10 protein-coding genes and 1 tRNA gene are annotated in these 16,633 nt (G+C 51.5%); 6 read left to right on the top strand and 5 right to left on the bottom strand.

Annotated features, from left to right (window positions below):
* The first annotated feature begins 233 nt into the window (after positions 1–233).
* Positions 234–359, top strand: a complete 126-nt coding sequence (locus tag VB741_RS14880; protein ID WP_323365965.1) for a hypothetical protein — start codon at positions 234–236, stop codon at positions 357–359.
* A 78-nt stretch (positions 360–437) separates the two neighbouring features.
* Here the strand turns inward: VB741_RS14880 and VB741_RS14875 are convergent, their stop codons facing one another.
* From VB741_RS14875 to argC, 4 genes are all read right to left on the bottom strand, one after another.
* Positions 438–3,722 carry an EAL domain-containing protein gene (locus VB741_RS14875; protein ID WP_323365964.1) on the bottom strand — a complete coding sequence of 1,095 codons (3,285 nt, stop codon included), beginning with the start codon at positions 3,720–3,722 and terminating at the stop codon, positions 438–440.
* Positions 3,723–4,695: 973 nt separating this feature from the next.
* The gene (locus VB741_RS14870; RefSeq protein ID WP_323365963.1) at positions 4,696–8,907 is read right to left on the bottom strand and encodes a DEAD/DEAH box helicase; all 4,212 of its coding nucleotides are present in this window, start codon (positions 8,905–8,907) and stop codon (positions 4,696–4,698) included.
* A gap of 156 nt (positions 8,908–9,063) precedes the next feature.
* Complete coding sequence (locus tag VB741_RS14865; RefSeq protein WP_323365962.1) at positions 9,064–10,074, bottom strand: DUF1350 family protein; 1,011 nt, start codon at positions 10,072–10,074, stop codon at positions 9,064–9,066.
* A gap of 379 nt (positions 10,075–10,453) precedes the next feature.
* Positions 10,454–11,428 (bottom strand): N-acetyl-gamma-glutamyl-phosphate reductase, encoded by a 975-nt coding sequence (gene argC / locus VB741_RS14860; protein ID WP_323365961.1) that lies wholly within the window; start codon positions 11,426–11,428, stop codon positions 10,454–10,456.
* 106 nt (positions 11,429–11,534) lie between these two features.
* Between argC and VB741_RS14855 the strand changes: the two genes are divergently transcribed.
* On the top strand, positions 11,535–13,031 hold the full coding sequence (locus VB741_RS14855) for a serine/threonine protein kinase (protein ID WP_323365960.1): 1,497 nt from the start codon (positions 11,535–11,537) through the stop codon (positions 13,029–13,031).
* 223 nt (positions 13,032–13,254) lie between these two features.
* On the top strand, positions 13,255–13,740 hold the full coding sequence (locus tag VB741_RS14850; RefSeq protein ID WP_323365959.1) for a hypothetical protein: 486 nt from the start codon (positions 13,255–13,257) through the stop codon (positions 13,738–13,740).
* Between the two features lie 74 nt (positions 13,741–13,814).
* On the opposite strand, the gene VB741_RS14845 is transcribed toward VB741_RS14850, so the two are convergent.
* Positions 13,815–14,615, bottom strand: a complete 801-nt coding sequence (locus VB741_RS14845) for an ion transporter (RefSeq protein ID WP_323366169.1) — start codon at positions 14,613–14,615, stop codon at positions 13,815–13,817.
* Between the two features lie 124 nt (positions 14,616–14,739).
* On the opposite strand from VB741_RS14845, the gene sipA reads away from it, so the two are divergent.
* From sipA to fba, 3 genes are all read left to right on the top strand, one after another.
* Positions 14,740–14,970, top strand: a complete 231-nt coding sequence (sipA, locus tag VB741_RS14840; RefSeq protein WP_323365958.1) for a regulatory protein SipA — start codon at positions 14,740–14,742, stop codon at positions 14,968–14,970.
* Between the two features lie 94 nt (positions 14,971–15,064).
* Positions 15,065–15,136 (top strand) — tRNA-Lys (locus VB741_RS14835).
* Positions 15,137–15,394: 258 nt separating this feature from the next.
* A complete protein-coding gene (gene fba / locus VB741_RS14830) occupies positions 15,395–16,468 on the top strand; it encodes a class II fructose-bisphosphate aldolase (protein WP_323365957.1) in 1,074 nt (357 codons plus the stop codon).
* Positions 16,469–16,633 lie beyond the last annotated feature (165 nt).

Raw genomic sequence — 16,633 nt, 5'->3', positions numbered from 1 at the left:
GTAGGAATAGACAACAGACTAAGGGTCGAACGGATATCTGTCTATGGGTCGCTCGCTATCTGGGGGCGTAGTCCATGGGCATCTAGTAAGACGCCTATTAAAAATCGATTACCGATTGGAGGTCTATTTGAGGGTCTATTTGGGTGTCTATGTAGTTTCCGGCAAAGGTTGCCCATTCGGTTAGAAACTATATCAGTTCATCAGCTGTCCATGGTGGGAATTGCCCATAAGCCATGCAAAAACCCCTAGCCCCCAACATTTGTAAAGCCGAAAGTGTGAAACTTCCAAGGCTGGCACAGTTTGCCATGGGCACCTTGGATGAATACTCCCAGCAGCTGGATCAATTTTTTAAACGATAAACCTTGCCCAAGTCCAGAACAGTCGTTTTACCGGTGAAGAACCGATCGGTTGAACCTGGGCCGTGGTTTAGTGAACCATTAGCACCAGAAGGATGGACGGTTGATGCCATAGCCCTGGACAAAATCCACACCGATGGTTTGCATCTTGGCCAAAATCAAATCATTTTCCACCGACTCAGCAATGGTTTTTAGCCCCATCACATTCCCCACGCGGTGGATAGACTCCACAATGGCTTGGGTGGTGGAGTCGGACAGAATCGTTTGAATAAAAGCACCATCAATTTTGAGAAAGTCTACAGGTAGCGCCTTTAGATAGGCAAAGGAAGACATCCCACTACCAAAGTCATCCAGCGCAAAACGACAGCCCAAACCCTTGAGCTGTGAAATAAATGAGGTAGCACTCTCAAAATCAGCAATTGCAGCTGTTTCAGTAATTTCGAAACAAATGTTGCGAGGGGGAACCTTAAAACGGATCAGCTGAGTTTGAACAAACTCAAGAAACTGATCGTCGTTCAGACTCGTGCCCGATAAATTAATACTATAGAGTACGTTTTTGGATCCACCTTGAAGACAATTCTCCAGGTTCTGCAGACATGTCCGGATAATCCAGCGATCTAGTTCAGGCATCAGTCCATATCGTTCAGCCGCTGGAATAAATGCAGCCGGAGAGACAATCTCTGCAGCAGCATCCAGCATCCGCACAAGCACTTCGTAGAAATCCGTGGGTGTACCGTCAGGATCGATCGTTTGGGCAATGGCCTGGCGATAGAGACAGAATTGATTATTCTCAATCGCTTGACGAATGACCAAACTCCATTGCCGTTCTTGACGCTGTTGATTCAGTTCCACATTATCTTTTTGATAAATTTGAATCCGGTTACGACCTCGATATTTCGCGGCATAACAGGCAGCATCGGCGGCACTCATGACAGCTGTAGCATCGTTGCTACCAGAGTTCAGAGCAACTAACCCAATACTGACACCCACCCGAAACACTCGATCTTGCCAAATAAATGGATAGTCTGCTATTGCTTGGCGCAGTTCTTCAGCAATATTCACCGCCTGATCCATGGGACATTGAGTGAGCAAAATACCAAACTCATCGCCCCCGAGCCGAGCAACCCGATCGGCTGCTCGAATGTGACGTTTTAGCAGACGAGCCAACTGTCGCAACAACTCATCTCCGGCCAAATGGCCGCTGGTGTCATTGACTACCTTAAACTGATCGAGATCGAGATAACAAAGCACATGGTGCTGATTTTGTTGCACAGCTGTTGTCACCATCACCGCCAATTCAGTTTCAAAATAGCGACGGTTATGCAATCCTGTTAAGGAGTCATGGCTGGCCTGCCAACTCAGCTCCCTTGCCATGGAGCGAGACTGGGTCACATCATGAAAAACCATCACGACTCCAATTAAGCGTTTTTGCCGGTTCAAAATAGGCGCAGCTGAGTCTTCAATACTGAACTCCTGGCCATCACGACGAACTAACACAGTATGATTGGCCAAACCGGTCACTAAACCGCTCGATAAAACCCGATCGACAGGATTCAGAGCGGGCTCTCGTGTCGTTTCATTAATCACATTGAAAACTTGAACCAGGGGTCGTCCGTGGGCTGTCTGGGTTGTCCACCCTGTCATGGTCTCTGCTACGGGATTTAGGTAATTTACCCGACCTCTAGCATCGGTCGTAATTACGGCATCGCCAATGGAGTCCAGGGTCACTTGAGCAATTTCTTTCTCGGTTTCTAGGGCTATTTCCAGCAGCTTACGGTTCGAGATATCGGTAATGCTGCCGACATAGCCACTTAAATCACCGCTGGTATCGTACTCAGCAGCAGCTTGGCCAAAAACCCAGGTCACATTGCCGACCGGCGTCTGAAAACGATACTCAGATTGAAATATCTGTTTTTTTTGGGCAGCTTGATACCATTCCTGAGCGATACGCTCTCGATCATTAACATGAATCGCCTTGATCCATCCTGTTCCTAGGGCTAATTCCAATGGGATACCCGCAATGTCACACCAGCGCTGATTGACATAGATACAATCACCTTGGGCATTGGTGCGAAAGATTCCGACAGGAACGGCAACGGCCAGGCTGGCGTAGTGATTTTGGCTTTCCTGGAGTGCGGTTTCTATACGTTTGCGATCGCTAATATCCCGCCCTTCCGGAATAATCAAAATCACCTCCCCCACCTCATCCACCACAGGCCGCAAAGAAAAGTCAATGGTAATGACTTGGTCGTCAGCTCCCAAGACATCCACCTCATAGCGAATAAATTCCCCTTGGGCAGCCCGCTCAATGCTCAAACCTAGCTGGTGTTGGGTATCCGCTGACAAACTCCACCAGGATGCCTGCCCAAAAGGACGACCCACCACATCCTCACGATTTAATCCACCAAAATTCAACGCTGTCTGGTTGACCTCGATGAGAGTCCCATCTACCGATAAAAGCCAAATAAACTGAAACGTATGGTCAAAAATAGCCCGAAACTGAGCTTCACTGGCTTTCACCTGTTGCTCTAGCTGGGAGGCCTCTGCTGCCAACGACTCCAGCCGCTGATCTCGTAACCGATCCACCTCCTCCCGCAGGGCTTGAATGGTGTTGTACATTTCCATTGGATCCAGAGCCGCTAAGAGGCTGGTTTGGGTCACTAGGCCACATAAAATACCTTGCTCGGCAACAACCAAGCGACGCAACCCCATGGTTTGCATCGTTTGCTGAATCATCCATAGAGTATCTTGGGGAGAAACGCATGCGAGGGGAGTACTCATCACAGCTGCGGCCACCAGATCCGATAAATCCAGATTTTGGACCTGCAGTTTCACAATGTCACGCTCGGTAATAATGCCCATCGGGGTTTGGTAATTGCCTGAATCATTGGCTTCAAGAATAACGACACAGCTCACCCGACGTTCAGCCAGTAGCTGGGTTATCTGCAACAAAGAATCCCCAGGAGAAGCCGTCACGACGGTGGTGACCATAACTTCATGCACCCGCCTTAACCGCAATAGAGCAGACACCTGCAGTGACTGGTGCAAACTGGCCTGGGTCACTACCCCCAAGAGCTGATTCTGGGTATCTAGCACTGGTACATGTCGAATCCGGTTGTGTTTGAGCAGAGCGGCCACCCCAAAGGGATGGTTCAACTCCGCGATAGAAATCGTGATGGGATTAGGGGTCATCACATCAACAACCGTAAAAGCATCTAAATTTGTCCCCTGGGCAATATTTTCAACAACATCTCGCTCCGTAAAAATACCGAGCAATTGCCCATCTAACATCACCAGACAATAGCTCGTTGCACGGGGCGTTTCCGTAGGACTGCCTGCAGACTGACTAGCCTTTCCCTGGGACATCCAAACTAAAACTTGATGAATGGAATCCTCGGGTTTTACGATCAAAGGAGCCTGATCGAATTCTACTCGATGAACCAAACTATTAGCTGCTTCAAGAGAAGACTCATTATTAATAGAATCCATATAAAACAGATATTTCAACCCAATCTAAAGAATAAAATATTACAAAAAAAAATGGATTTATATTACTTTTAGAAAGAAGCCCATAGACTACTTTCATACTTAAGACAAAAAGGCTGTTTTAAAAGGTTATTTAAAAGGTTCGGGTATCAACTTAAACCGAAAAATCCTGGCTAAATGGGGAATCAGGGGCCAGAAGACAGAAGCCAGTGAGACCCTGATTCCTGACGCCTGAATACTATCCTTGGGAAAACATCACGCTTTGAGTTGGTCTCCAAAGGTTCGTTCCAGGTATCAGATGGCCCTAAAGCTCTGAATGTATATCCTCCAAAACCTCATTCCATCGTTCCAACCTTGGGCGGTCCGATGTGCCTAAATTCAGGCAGCAAGGCTTTTCATACAACCTCCAAGGAGACACTGCAGCTCCAAAATGTATCTCAAAATAATCTTTAGCTGATCAACGTACTATCTAAAGCACATCGCCAAAGCACATTATGTCGGAGGCCATGGTCGAATCTCGATTCATACCGCTGACATTACGGCATGAGCCTTGAGATCAGGCACGGCATGGGCTTAATTGCCCCATCGCTGAAAAGTTCGCATATGGTGTCAAGAATACACCATATTTTATGAAGCAGGGTATTCAAATTTACCGTACTACCGCAAACCGGATCGGGCTGGACCATCACCTCTTCAAGGCATTGAGAGATATTTCTGTTACAAACCAGAGATGCCTTTCGACTAAAGCACAGTCGATGATTAGACGCCCTGAACAGGATAATGAAAAGCAATCAGAATGCTGCCAATGGGTGACAAAGTGCAACAGACTATCATTTTATAGCCCGTGCATAGCCTATACCTCACTCATGAGCTGTAATAAGGCATCGGTAGATAGCTTACCACTGATATCTGAGCCCTCCAAAAGACTATCGGCTAGGTCTCGCTTTTTGTTATGCAGTTCAACAATTTTCTCTTCAATAGTCCCCTTGGTCACTAATCGATAAATGGTAACCGGCCGGGTTTGACCAATGCGATGGGCACGGTCGGAGGCCTGATCTTCCACCGCCGGATTCCACCAGGGGTCCATATGTATGACATAGTCAGCAGCGGTAAGGTTAAGACCGGTCCCCCCAGCCTTAAGGCTGATTAAAAACACATTGCCCTCACCGGCTTGAAACGCATCTACCCGCTGCTTGCGCTGCTTGGCGGGGGTGCTGCCGTCTAGATACTGATAGGGGATGTTTTGCTCATCCAAGTACTTACGCAAAATTGTTAGGTGATCGACAAACTGACTAAACACTAACGCTTTGTGGTGGTTACTTAGCAGCTCTGCTAACACATCGCCAAACAGCTCCAGTTTGGCGCTAGCGGGGGCCACCCCTGGGGCCACCAGCTCTGGATTACAGCACATGCGTCGCAATCGGGTGATTTCAGCGAGGACCTGTAGGTGCTTGGCCCCGGCCTTAGCATCGGTATTGGTGAGCTTTGCGATCGCATCCCGCCTCAGAGCCTCATACAGAGCCTTCTCCTCAACACTCAGTTCCACATGGAGGGTAATCTCAGTGCGCGAGGGCAGCTCATCCAACACCTGGGACTTAGTCCGTCGCAGCATAAAGGGCTGAATCAGTTTCTTCAACTGGAGACGTGCCTGCTTGTCTTGGTGACGCTCAATAGGTGTAGCGAACCGCTGGTTAAACTTATCCAAGGACCCCAACAGCCCAGGATTAATAAACCGGAACAAATTCCATAGCTCTCCCAGATGATTTTCAATGGGGGTGCCCGTGGTCAGTATCTTAAAGCCACCTGTGAGCTTCATCGCCGCTTGGGACCGTTTGGTAGCACTATTTTTAATCGCCTGGGCCTCATCCAGCACAATCGTTTGCCACTCCACCTCCGCCAACAGCTCCGCCACCTCAGGTTGTTGTAAAAGGCCATAGCTACACACCAACAGATCAAAGCCACTCATCTGATCCACCACCGCCTGACGATCGTCACTGCCAAACTGCATCACATTCAGCGTTGGAGCAAACCGCTGCGCTTCACTCACCCAATTCGCCCCAACACTCGTGGGGGCAATCACCAGCGTCGGTCCATCGGGGGCACGCAGCAAAATCACCGCCAGGGCCTGGAGAGTTTTACCCAAGCCCATGTCATCCGCGAGACAGGCCCCCACCCCCCAGTGGGCCAGCTGGGCCAGCCACTGAAAGCCCTCTAGCTGGTAGTCCCGCAGCTCCGCCTGCAAGGTGGAGGGAACTGAAGGAACAACGGTCTTAGACTCTCTCAGTCGTTTAATATGAGACTTCCATTGAGCATCCGCTTGCAAGTCGCCCACCTCATCCAAGGTATCTTCTAAGGCCAGGGCAGCCAACGGATGAAACCTGGCCCCCTTGCCATGGCGTTCTGAATAGGCTCGAAACTCATCTAACCGTTTACGGAAGGCTTGGGTCAAGGCCAAAAACTGACCGTCCCCAATGGGGACAAACCGGCTGGATGTTTGGTCTAACAGTGACAGCAGCGCCTGCATATCCATCACACTGCCGTCATCCAACTCCAGCTCACCCGTGACTGAAAACCAATCTTGCTCCTGTTTGATCTGTATCCGCCAGCCTTCGATACCTGCCTTGTTGCGAATCTTAAGTTTCTCTCCTTCGGGCCACTCTAAAACAATGTTTTCTTCCAATGCTTCCAGTTGCAGCAACAGTTCCAAACAGGTTTCTGGCTGATCTAAAATCCACTCTCCTTCTCCTGACTCAGCCAATTCTAGGGCAGGACAAGCCTGCTGTACATCTTCCGCCAGTCGCTTTTCCATGGATAGATCGCGGGTCGCTTGGGAGCGTTTGCCATCAATTTCGGCAATCACCGTCTTCCGACCGACACCGGGGGGATAGTAAACGCCAGAATTGGGAAAGGGTCTGGTCAGCATCGACAGTTTCAAACCATCCCCCGCAGGCATCAGATGGATATGGGGTTTGGCATCGGCTTCGATGGTTTCCATATCGGCCATCTCACCACTAATGTCGGAGTGCACCGTCACTAAACTGGAAATCGACTGGATCGCCGCCAACACCTGCTCTTGGCCCGCAGCGGGGACCGTGAGCTGATTGCGCTTACCTAAAATCTCGGCAATGCGATGATGTTCCGTGGTGACATCCAATACTTTTACTCGAGTCGGGGTTTCCTTCACCAGGGTAATCCCGTCGCCGGGGCTAACGGCAGGCTCCATAAACAGGGTGATGGAGCCATCTCCTTTTTGTTCAATCACTAGCTCTGGGGTAGCAGCAACAATCTCCACACGCACCGTAGGAGACTCTTCCCAAAATACTAGGGGATGGCCAACTAAGGTCTTAACAGCATCTCGATTCAGGGTGTATTGAGACCCAGAGTAATAGTCATACTTAATTTGGCTACACACCTGGAGATCTTGGGTGGTGAGATAGTCAAAATCCGCAGCGTCTTTAGCGAGTCGACTCAGGGCTACCACCCGTCCTTTAGTCCAAGTTCCATTGGCACTGAGCTTTTGCTCCTTAGGCTGCAGCATCCAATGCTTGGTGTATAGGGTTAAAAACCAGGCCAGTCGACGCTCACTTTTGGGGACATTACGGGTCCCGGTTCCTGCCACATTGGTCAGCGCTTTCAAGCTCAGCTCCCAAGTACTCTGGGGCTGTAGCGTATCCACAATGGACCGGCTGGAGCGCTGGGCACACCAATGGGCATAGGCACTTTCAGGGGCTATACGACTCAAAATCTCAGCCGATTCCATTGCCAACCAACTCAGCCCAGCTGCCTGAGCCTGCTCTGCGAAGATCGCCAGGGGACGGGGTAAGGCTGCTTTCGCCTCGTCTTCATCCAACCAGTAGAGACACAGCATGCTAAAGAACCGGCCAAAACTGTCGTCGTCATCGCCGATGTAACCATCAATCAGCTCTAACAATCTCTGGCGGGCAGCCAGGTGTCCCTGGTGCAGTAGCGTCAGTTCATGGAGTAATCGGTAGACATTATTTAAATAGCTGGAGCCCTGCATCAGCGAGGCACTAAGGGTAATAGCCTGCTTGAGATGCTCGGGCTGGCCTGACTTGAGTAAGGCCAGCATATAAAATACCCCCGCAATACCGCCAATCACCGCTTTTTTGTTTAACTGCTTACGAGCTAGCTTGGTGGCAGTGTCATAGTAATCTAAGGCGAGATTGGTTTCCCCCAACATCAGAGCCAGGGTACCCCGCAGAGCCGTCCCATAGACCTGGGACGATTCATCCACCACCCGATCGAGAACAGCTTCGGCTTCCGCCAGCCGATGGCACAGGAGATATTGTTCCACCAACAAAACGTTGAATTCCTTGAAGCTATCGGCATGGATCTCTAGCTGCGCCAATAGGTCCTCGGCTGACTCCAACAGGGTGTTTGATTCAACCAGGAGCAACCGTAGCACCGCGCCGTAATATTCAGAGGGGAGGGTGCGCAGCCAATCCATATCCAAGGGATTGTTGAGCACATCTAGGAGAAATTCTTCTAGGGCAACGGGGCTGGCGTAGTAGTTGTAGTTGCTATAGTCGAGGAATAGCTGGGGGAGTATTTCGTACTCCTGCTGATAAAGGGCTAGGCGCGCTTCGCGATACAGTTCATCCTTGGAGCGACAGATGTGGCGGGCTCGATTTGCCCGTCCGGCTTGGCTACGGCGGGGATGTAAGGTATTCATCACCGCTTGCAGCATGGGTTCAAAACTGTCCAGGGTAGCCCCATGGCGAGTGACCATTTCCACAATCAGGGGATTACACTGGGGCAAATGCCCCCCACCGTAAATCAGGAGCTGTTCCTCAAGCAGCCGGGTGATCTGGGGCTTGAGATTGACTGGGGTGATTTTTTTTCCCGTCTTGGTGGTAGCACCAATGGCGGTCAGGGCAGCAACAAGGTTGGTAATGCTGGTGGGACCATAGAATATCGACAGCAGTTGGACAGTGGCCTGCCCCAAGGGAGTCTGCTGCTGATAGGTATTAAAAAGCTGCGATCGCAACTCGCCAAAATCGATCTCATCATCCATCCAGCTATCTGCCTCAACCGTAAAGCGCATTGCCTAAACGATTCATTATATCGGTTTTAGCTGATTAACAATCAGTCTGCAGAATGGCTTAACAGACGGGACCGGTGACATGGGTGAACTGTCTGGAGAAACTGTATAGGTGAACTGTGTATAGGTGAACTGTATAGGTGAACTGGAACCCACAGCCTAAGCCGCCATGGCTCGATGCCCCTTGGCCCGACGGCCCGACGGACAAGGGGCCAAGGGGGATGGGGTGCGCAGACGGTTGAGCAGGGTGATCGATTTATACTCCAGATCGCGGCAGCTCAGGGGCTGCACCAGCTTATCAAGGGGGTTAAAATCGACGATGACCTGTCCCATGCGGATCCCCACGGGCTCCCAATAATTGCCCTTCAGTAACCGGCGTCGCAGGTGGGGCTGTTCTTGCATCAGCCGCTGGCAAGTATCGGCAGCGATGCGATCGCGGGCAAACTGAATTAACCCCGTCAACTGAAACAGTGGGCTGTGCTCAATCAACTGATGGGTTTGCGCCACGGTGGGATAGACCGGCATCAATTTACTCAAGAGCGACCGCAGCGGCCCAGCCAAATCCGTCATCACAGGGGCTAACAACAGAGAAGCCTGATGCCTAATGGAAGGCTGACTGTAGTCCACCGTCTCCCCGGTCAGCCGTTGAATCCGACGCTCCATTAGCCGCAAACTCTCCCCTAGGGAGGCTAGGCCCTGGCAAATCTGTTGCCATTGTCGATCCGCATCTTCCAGCTCGGGGACTAGGGACTGAAAACAGTCTGATAGCAGTTCCATGGGTGCAGTCAACACCTCTAACAGGGCCACATATCGACACCCTAGGCCATGGCCTACCCAAGCATAGTGGGCGGCATCTAAATAAATTTTCGGATCATAGCCCCTGGCCATGGCGACCTCAACCATGGCCAACCGCACCTGATAATGCTCATCTAAAAGATCCAGGGCCACAGACCAGTGGCGACGGGCATACCGAAACGGTATGGCCACAATGGTGTAGCCAGCCTCAAAGAGACTTTTTAGGAAATGACCATAGGAAACCATGGGCCATACTCCCCATAGACCACTGCCGATAAATTGAATCACCCCCCTGGGTTGGGGATGGATGGCAACCCAACTATGGGCACAGGGTAGCCACGCAAAGGGAGCGGTGTTAGGGGAGGATAAAACCATGGTGAAATGTGATTAAATCATCAACGGCCATGCTGTTGATCCTTACCCCAGGATCATTCGCCATTCCGGACAGTGGACTAAAACTACCTAAAACTATCTAGCAGTACCCAAATGGGTACTATCCAAACTCACTCTTTTGCAGCCACAGTAATAACAAGCTTATGCTGAGGGTAAAACCTTTGCCAAGTTACACCAGGGTGTAGGGGACAAATCAGTCTCCCTCCGACAATTCTCGTGCCGCGAGAATTGCTGTCTTCCACAGTGGGAATAATTAAGTCTCTAAGCAAGGAGTGGCTCATCATTAGCCACTCTTCTTTCTTTTGTACCCCCAGTTTGAGTCTCCCATTTTGTTCCCCCCTGCGGCCTAAGACTAACGACCCTAAATCAAACCCGTCTGTTCCGACAGACCCAACATAATATTCATATTCTGTACGGCAGCGCCTGCGGCTCCTTTACCCAGGTTGTCTAACCGCGCGGCCACCAGCGCCTCGTGGGTATCGTCATTGGCAAATACAAATAGCTGCACCTGATTGGTGCCGTTGGCCGCCTTAGTGTCTAGGAATTTGCGATCGCGCAGTTCCCCCCCATCCCCCAAAGCCTTAACCTGCACAAACGGCTCCCCAGCATAGTAATCAGCCAGCACATCCCACAGCTGCTGCCCAGTGGGCGGATGGTCCAAGGTCCACAGCGGCAACGGAATCTGCACCAACATACCCTGCTCAAAGGCCCCCACCGCTGGCAAAAACAAAGGCGCATGGGCCAGCCCCGAATATCGGTACATCTCCTCCACATGCTTGTGGCCAAAGGTGAGGCCGTACACCCCATAGGGATAGGGCGGTTCTGAATCCCCACCAGACTCGCCACCATATTCGCCATAAGTCTCAATCAGCTGACGCCCCCCACCGGAATAGCCAGAAATGGCATTGATCGTCACCGGAAAGTCAGCCGGAACCAACCCAGAAGCCACCAGGGGTTTCATCGCCGCCAAAAACCCAGTGGGATAACAGCCTGGATTACTCACCCGGTAAGACTTAGCAATGGTCTCCCGCTGCCCCGGAGCTAGCTCCGGAAACCCATAGGCCCAATCCGCATGGGTGCGATGGGCCGTACTGGCATCCAAAATTTTAACCGTCGGACTTGAAATCAGACCGACCACCTCACGGGCCGCCTCATCGGGCAAACACAGAATCGCCACATCCACGGAGTCCATCAGCCTAGCCCGCTCCACCACATCCTTGCGCTTCGCCGGATCAATACTCACCACGGTGACATCCCCCCGCTGGGCCAGCCGCGAATAGATCTGTAAACCGGTGGTACCCGCCTCACCATCAATAAAAACCCTAGGCTGAACCATGGCAACTCCTGTGAATCCCGCAACACTGGATGTCATTCTAAACCCGCTACCCCAGCTATTCAATCGGGCATTCTGATGGATGATGCGTAACACCCTCCACAGGTCAATGGTTTCTTCCAACGCTCTACGCCAAACAGCACCTCAGCCGACACCTCGGCTGCACAATCGCTACAGTATTCAACAAACCCTAGGGGCACGCCTGGGACGGAGAACACTGTTGGGCTACGACCACCACCATGACCGGCCAGTTGTGATCAAATATTTGTGTTTGGACGATCCGCTTCAGCCCGCCGACACCAAACGCTTTCGCGAAGAGATTGCGGTCCTGAAAACCCTCAACCATCCAGCTATTCCCACCTATCTAGACAGTTTTGCAATCCATCAGCATGGCTACAGGGGCCTAATGTTGGTGCAAGACTACATTGCAGGCCAGTCCCTCTACGCCTTAGTCCATGAACAAAGAGAGTTTAGCGAACCAGAAGTGCGCCATCTAGCCCGTCAGGTGCTGAATATCCTTGACTACCTCCACAGCCAGGAGCCCGCCATCATTCACCGCGATATCAAACCCAGCAGTTTAGTCCTCCACAATCCCTCCAGTACTACTTTGGGAAAGGTTTATCTGGTGGACTTTGGCCTAGTCCAGTGCAACCATGACACCCAGACTGGCGCGGATGAACCGATTTTGATTTCGGGCACACCAGGCTATCGTCCGCCGGAACAGTTGGGCGACCGAGCCGTGCCCGCCACCGATTTATATAGCCTGGGAGCAACCCTGGTACATTTGGCCACAGGACACCATCCCAACGAATTACCCCAACGGGGTCTACGCATGTTGTTTGGCCCCGAGCTGGGGCATATGAGCCGTTCCTTCAAGGCTTGGTTGCGCTGGCTCACCCAGCCAAAACAACATAAGCGGCCCATATCAGCCCAGGCCGCCCTCTACGGATTAGAGCAAGCGGATGAAATCTTTAGCCCATCCCACCGTCTATCTCTGATTGGTCTAAGTCAACGCTTCCAGCGAGCGATCCTGGAACGCATGGCCCCGGCAGATACCCAACTCAAGATTCTGGAATACAGTCAAACCTTGGAAGTGCTTGTCCCCCCCCTGGGCTGGAAAAATGGTCGCTTTTGGTTGGCCCTCGGCCAAACCATAGGCGGCGGGCTGGGCCTAGGGCTTGGTTGTCAGGGTTTCCTAAACCTATGGCCGCAGTTAACCGGCATTTGGTATCCATTGGCCATCATTGGCGGGCTGGGCGGGACTCACCTGAGTCTATGCTTGAGCTACCGAGGCTTGAAAAAAACTCTGACCACACTTTTTCAGCAGGTGAGCATTCAACTATTGCCAGATATCATCCTGCTGGGCTATCGGTTCCCCTGCCGCCCCGTGGTCTATGAGATCAACACCTATAAGCAAGATATTCAGGACATCGACCTCCAACCGGGCAGCTCCACCATCACATTTCGCCTAGGCCATAACCGCACCGTTGTCGGCAAGTTGAAATACAGTCTCTCGGCCCAGACCTTGGGCCTCAGCACGTCAGAAATAAGTTGGATCAATGATATTTTGCAGCTGTGGCTAAAGCAGAGGGTCCCTTCAGTGTAGGCCCGGACCAGAAACATACAGATACATCATCCACAGAGACCGTCCGAGTCATCAGAGTCATCGTCACGGCCCGTCGCCTAACGTAGGCAAAGAACCGGAACATACAGATATGTTCACAGAGACCGTCCGAGTCATCAGAGTCATCGTCACGGGGACACCGTTCCCCTAAACTGGTTTACAAACTAAACCCACCTGACTCCCTACCCTCTAACGCCCTGGCCCCATGCCTCAGTTTGCCACCTCCCAGGATCAGCGCTACGCCCAAGCGCTGATGCAACCGGCCCTCATTCGGATTATCGACAATATCCGTAAGCAGTTGGATATCTCTGATTGGCAGGGGTCCTATCGCGATGACATGTGCTGGCCCACCGAGGCCACGGCTGAGCAAAAACAGCAATATCTAGCCATCCAGGAAATGCTCGAAACCGCCACCCCTGAGGAGCATGACCAACTTCAAGCCACCCTAGCCCAGCTCCCGTCCCCCGAGCACCTGTACACCCTGTGCCTAACAAAACAGGAACAACAGCAGGAGATCGATGTTTGGCAGCTGTGCTATCGGCTATGCAATACAACGGATACCATGGATGGGCCAATCACCGTCGATACCCGTTTGCTCGATCTAGACATGGGCGACATCGACTGGATTGCCTTGGACCAAAAGGCACAACGATTGGTCGCAGAAGCTTTTCAAGCCTTAGACAAGCCCTAGATTAGGAGTCTGCTCTCCACACGGGATTACGAGACCTCGTGATTACATGACCTCGTGATTACATGACCTCATGATTACGTGACCTCGTCCTGGGGCAGCTGGGTACCACAACGCCGACAATACAACGCATCCGCCTCGTGGCTGGCCAGTCCGCAGTGCTCACAGCGGATAGTAGTCACCGCATGGATCCGGTTAATGTTCTGAATCAAACTGCCCAGTTGGCCAGGAATGAGGGCAATGCCGGTCAAAATCATCATCACCGTTAACGTCCGCCCCGCTTCGGAAACGGGGGTGACATCGCCATAGCCGACGGTGGTCATGGTCACCACGGCAAAATACATCGCATCGAGGAAGGTACCAAACACCTGGGGGGCGATTGGATGCTCCACCTGGTAAATGGCCCCTGAATAGATAAATACAATGGAGAATAGGGTAAAAACGATGCGGGCAATGATCAGCCCCTCACGCCCTAACCAGCCATCTTCCGCCAGAAAGCGGGCCAATTTGAGGATGCGCAACCCGCGGATCAACCGCAGCGATCGCAAGTCAAACACCCCGACCAACAGGGGCAAAATCGCCACCAAATCCACCAGGGCATAGGGGCTAATGACATAGCGCAGCGGCCGCTCAGCCGCCCACAGCCGCACAGCGTACTCCAGGACGAATGCGCCTAGGATCAGCCGGTCCAGAAGCGTTAGGACGGATCTGACCGAGGGAGAGAGGGCATAGGTATCCGCCACAAATAAACCGGCGGAGATCAAGATCAGGGTTGCGATCGCAATATTCACCCCCAACCCAACCCCCGTGGCAGCCTCCTCCAACTCAGCCCGTACCCACTGCCGCAAAGTTGTTTCAGATTGCTCAGCCACCATCATCACGCATTTGCATATCCATCCTGATGAGTTTTACATGCCGGAGTTGACGCTGGTTCCCCCAACCCCCCAAACTCAGATTTAAAGCCGATCAACCAACCATAAAACCTAACCATACAGTCATCCCATGGCCGACAAACTTTTTGCAGTGGGCGACACCATCACTGTCACCACCCAGCCCCCTTACCTCAAAACCGCCGACACCATGCCCATGCTACGCCCACCGGATCTAGTCACCCTGGGAGAAACAGGGACTATCCTCGAACAAAAGCTTGGCGGCTACTGGGCTGTAAGATTTGAACGGGGCTCCTTCCTGATTGATGGCCGTTATATTGACCGCGCCATGGACAAGGACTAATTTCAGCAAGCTGGCGTGGAACTTCGATTATTCCGTCAAATGAGTGAACTATCTGATATATTTAATAACTGTGCTTGAAGGACAGCCTCAACACGGGTCGCTAGCTCAGCGGTAGAGCACTCGGCTTTTAACCGATTGGTCCTGGGTTCGAATCCCAGGCGACCCATACTCACATTAAAAAATGAAAAATATCAATATTTTCTAGTGAAAGAATATTTCTCGGATTTCCCCTGAGAAAGGCATTAACATTGCCATTTACTGACCATAGCCGACGCATAGATGCTGCTATCCTTAATAAAAGCCTCAGGTTTCAGAAACAACTCGTTATAAATTCAGGGTTGTGAACTAATATTAATGAGTAGGGATACCTATTCGACCCTTTAATCGAAGCTGCCAAAACGGCCAAAAGTACTAGGAGGATTATATGGCGCTTGTACCTATGCGGCTATTGCTGGATCATGCCGCTGAAAACGGCTACGGCATTCCCGCTTATAACGTGAACAATATGGAGCAGATCCTGTCAATTATGCAGGCTGCTGATGAGACTAACAGTCCTGTAATTTTGCAGGCTTCCCGCGGTGCCCGTACGTACGCTGGTGAAAACTTCTTGCGTCACTTGGTTCTGGCGGCTATCGAAACCTATCCTCACATTCCTGTTGTCATGCACCAGGACCATGGAAATAGCCCTGCGACTTGCTACTCTGCAATCCGCAATGGCTTTACTAGCGTCATGATGGACGGCTCCCTAGAAGCCGATGCCAAAACCCCCGCTAGCTTTGAGTACAACGTTAACGTTACGGCTGAAGTCGTTAAGGTTGCCCACTCCATCGGTGCCAGTGTTGAAGGTGAGCTTGGCTGCTTGGGCTCCCTCGAAACAGGTCAAGGTGAAGCAGAGGATGGCCACGGTTTTGAAGGCACCCTCAGCAAGGATCAGCTCCTGACTGACCCCGACGAAGCTGTCCAGTTCGTTGAGCAGACTCAGGTTGACGCCCTTGCGGTTGCCATCGGTACTAGCCACGGCGCTTACAAGTTTACCCGTAAGCCCACAGGCGAGATTCTAGCCATCAGCCGGATTGCAGAAATCCATAAGCGTCTGCCCAACACTCACCTGGTCATGCACGGATCTTCCTCCGTTCCCCAGGAGTGGTTGGACATCATTAACGCTAATGGCGGTAACATTCCTGAGACCTACGGTGTACCCGTTGAAGAAATTCAAAAGGGTATTCAGAGCGGTGTTCGCAAAGTGAACATCGACACTGATAACCGTTTGGCTATCACTGCCGCTATCCGCGAAGCGGCCATGAAGGATCCCTCCAACTTCGATCCTCGCCACTTCCTCAAGCCTTCCATCACGTACATGAAGAAAGTATGTTCTGACCGCTATCAAGCGTTTGGCACTGCTGGCCATGCTACCAAGATCAAGCAGGTTGGTGTGGATATCTTTGCTGCTAAATACGCAGCTGGTGAACTGGACGCCAAGGTTGCTGTTACGGCTTAGGTTTTACCACCTAAGTTTTAGTGACGACTGAGTCCCAGCAGCAATTATAAATTCAAAATGTAATATTTGATACAGACGCGCGTGCCCAGTAAATGGGTTTTAAGAAATAGTTGAAACCTAGCGTGTGGGTCGGGTGCATCTCTATGGAAAATATCGGCATCAGCC

The sequence above is a fragment of the Leptothoe sp. PORK10 BA2 genome (genome assembly GCF_034932105.1).
GTDB lineage: Bacteria > Cyanobacteriota > Cyanobacteriia > Phormidesmidales > Phormidesmidaceae > Leptothoe.
Note: the sequence above shows the minus strand (reverse complement) of the source record. Positions and strands in the feature narration are given on the sequence as shown.

Coding starts and splice junctions, on each gene's coding strand:
- fba (WP_323365957.1), top strand. CDS start 15,395: ATGGCGCTTGTACCTATGCGGCTATTGCTGGATCATGCCGCTGAAAAC.
- VB741_RS14875 (WP_323365964.1), bottom strand. CDS start 3,722: ATGTCCCAGGGAAAGGCTAGTCAGTCTGCAGGCAGTCCTACGGAAACG.
- VB741_RS14865 (WP_323365962.1), bottom strand. CDS start 10,074: ATGGTTTTATCCTCCCCTAACACCGCTCCCTTTGCGTGGCTACCCTGT.
- argC (WP_323365961.1), bottom strand. CDS start 11,428: ATGGTTCAGCCTAGGGTTTTTATTGATGGTGAGGCGGGTACCACCGGT.
- VB741_RS14855 (WP_323365960.1), top strand. CDS start 11,535: ATGGTTTCTTCCAACGCTCTACGCCAAACAGCACCTCAGCCGACACCT.
- VB741_RS14850 (WP_323365959.1), top strand. CDS start 13,255: ATGCCTCAGTTTGCCACCTCCCAGGATCAGCGCTACGCCCAAGCGCTG.
- VB741_RS14870 (WP_323365963.1), bottom strand. CDS start 8,907: ATGCGCTTTACGGTTGAGGCAGATAGCTGGATGGATGATGAGATCGAT.
- VB741_RS14880 (WP_323365965.1), top strand. CDS start 234: ATGCAAAAACCCCTAGCCCCCAACATTTGTAAAGCCGAAAGTGTGAAA.
- sipA (WP_323365958.1), top strand. CDS start 14,740: ATGGCCGACAAACTTTTTGCAGTGGGCGACACCATCACTGTCACCACC.
- VB741_RS14845 (WP_323366169.1), bottom strand. CDS start 14,615: ATGATGGTGGCTGAGCAATCTGAAACAACTTTGCGGCAGTGGGTACGG.